2 protein-coding genes and 1 pseudogene are annotated in these 2,302 nt (G+C 66.7%); 1 reads left to right on the top strand and 2 read right to left on the bottom strand.

What is annotated here, in order from left to right:
• Both WA805_RS16440 and WA805_RS16435 read right to left on the bottom strand, forming a co-directional pair.
• On the bottom strand, nucleotides 1-653 hold a 653-nt coding region (locus WA805_RS16440; protein ID WP_425242768.1), incomplete at its 3' end, for a methionine--tRNA ligase.
• Between the two features lie 3 nt (nucleotides 654-656).
• Complete coding sequence (locus tag WA805_RS16435) at nucleotides 657-1,868, bottom strand: glycosyltransferase (protein ID WP_425242767.1); 1,212 nt, start codon at nucleotides 1,866-1,868, stop codon at nucleotides 657-659.
• Nucleotides 1,869-2,091: 223 nt separating this feature from the next.
• Here WA805_RS16435 and WA805_RS16430 point away from each other — a divergent pair.
• Nucleotides 2,092-2,302, top strand: a pseudogene (locus WA805_RS16430) (hypothetical protein); the annotation flags it as partial.

Here is a 2,302-nt window from a genome sequence, read left to right as displayed (position 1 = left end):
TTCGGCCGCCACTGGCCCGACTTGGACTGCAGCCAGGCGCCGAGCACCTCGGTGAACGCGGGCAGGTCGAGGAAGTAGTGCTCCTGCTCCACGAACAGCGGCGTCTCGCCGTTGATCCGCGACCTCGGGTTGATCAGGTCGGTCGGGTCGAGCTGGTTGCCGCAGTTGTCGCACTGGTCGCCGCGCGCGCTCGGGTAGCCGCAGATCGGGCAGGTGCCCTCGATGTAGCGGTCCGGCAGCGTGCGCCCGGTGGACGGGGAGATCGCGCCGAGCGTCGCCTTCGGGAAGATGTACCCGTTGCGCAGCAGCGTGCTGAAGATCTCCTGGGTGACCGCGTAGTGGTTGCGGGTGGTGGTCCTGGTGAACAGGTCGTAGCTAATGCCGAGGTTCGCCAGGTCGGTCGCGATAACCTCGTTGTACCGGTCGGCGACCTCGCGGGGGGAGATGCCCTCCTTGTCGGCCTGGACCGTGATCGGGGTGCCGTGCTCGTCGGTGCCGGACACCATGAGCACCTTGTTGCCTGCCATCCGCTGGTACCGGCTGAACATGTCGCTGGGGATCGCGAAGCCGGAAACGTGCCCGATGTGCCGCGGGCCGTTGGCGTACGGCCAGGCCGGCGCGGCGAGGATGTGTTTTGGATTGGCGGGTGACATGCCTTAAAGCCTACGGGCAGTGGCGGGCTCGTCGTTTACATTAATCGTCGCCGTCGCGCCGACCGGGGTGTGCCTCGTCTGCTTGATGCCGAGAATCGACAGGAAGAAGGTGCCGAGGATGAGCTGGCAGCTCAGCACCAGCGCGGTCACCGACGGGACCATGAGCCGCAGCGCGTGCTCATAGTTCAGCTGGCCGAACTTGTTCGCGTGCCAGTAGGTCAGCGAGAAGATGAGCCCGCCGAGCCCGGCGAGGCCGATCGCCGCGCCGGCGATCAGCCCGCGCTCGAGGGAGAGTTTCTCCAGCAGCCGCTGGACCTTCGGCTCCTCGGGGAGGAAGCCCTCGGCGCCCGCGTACACCTGGGTGAACAGCCAGAACAGCACCGCCTGGAACCCGATCACCACCATCGCGCTGGCCGCGACAAGCGTGTCCACGTCGAACGTGACGCTGCCTATCGTGATCGGGCCCGCTGCCACCGCGGCGCCGATGACGATGCCGGCCGTGCCGATGACGATGCCGGGCACGAAGAACAGCCAGCGCGGGCTGAACAGCAGCAGGAAGCGCAGGTGCCGCCAGCCGTCCCGCCAGCTCCGCAGGTGCGGCGGACGGCTGCGGCCGTCCTTCTTGAGCGTGGTGGGCACCTCAGTGATCTTCTGCTTCGCCAAGGTGGCCTTCACGACCATCTCGCTGGCGAACTCCATGCCGGTGGCCTGCAGGCCGAGCGCGATCGCGCTGTCCTTCCTGAAACCGCGCAGGCCGCAGTGGAAGTCGCCGATCTTGCTGCGGAAGAACAGGCGGCCGACGAAGGACAGCACCGGGTTGCCGAGGTACTTGTGCAGCCGGGGCATCGCGCCCGGCTCGATGCCGCCCTTGAAGCGGTTGCCCATCACCAGGTCGCTGCCCTTGCGGAGCTCTTCGATGAACGGCATCAGGTTGGTGAAGTCGTAGCTGTCGTCGGCGTCGCCCATGATGACGTACGTGCCGCGGGCCGCGTGGATGCCGCCCATCAGCGCGTTGCCGTAACCCTTCTCGCTGATCGGCACCACCCGCGCGCCTGCATCTTCGGCCAGCCGCTGGCTGCCGTCCGTACTGCCGTTGTCGGCGACAAGGACTTCACCGTTGATACCACTTGCGGCCAGGAATCCAATAGCCTTGCGGACGCACGTCGCCACGGTCTCTGCCTCGTTGAGGCAAGGCATGACCACGGTCAGCTCCACGTTTTCGTCTCCTTCACCGTCAGCGGATCCTACTGCCGGCCGCAATCCTGGTCGCGCATCGTATTACCGTAGGCGAGGGACGAACGCACCGAACCGGCCGCTTGTTCATTGTCAGGGTCATCAACCCAGCACAGGAGGGTACGGCTTGAGGGTAATGCCTGCGGCCCCGTCGCGTGAGCCATCGGCGCGGCGAACCTGGCCGATCCGGTCCACCGGGCCCAGCTTGGGCGGTCCCCGCAGGCTGGTCGCCCGGACCTGGGCCGAGCACCGCCTGTTCATCATCGTGCTCATACCCGCCTTCCTGCTCCGCGTCGACGCCGAGCTCGGCTACCGGTGGCAGGCCTGGTTCAACGATTCGTTCGAGTACCTGTCGAACACGATCCACCTCTCGCTCGACCCGACCCGTACGTCCGGGTACTCCTTCGCGCTCAAGC

This window comes from Trebonia sp. (assembly GCF_049794275.1).
Classification (GTDB): domain Bacteria; phylum Actinomycetota; class Actinomycetes; order Streptosporangiales; family Streptosporangiaceae; genus Trebonia.
Note: the sequence above shows the minus strand (reverse complement) of the source record. Positions and strands in the feature narration are given on the sequence as shown.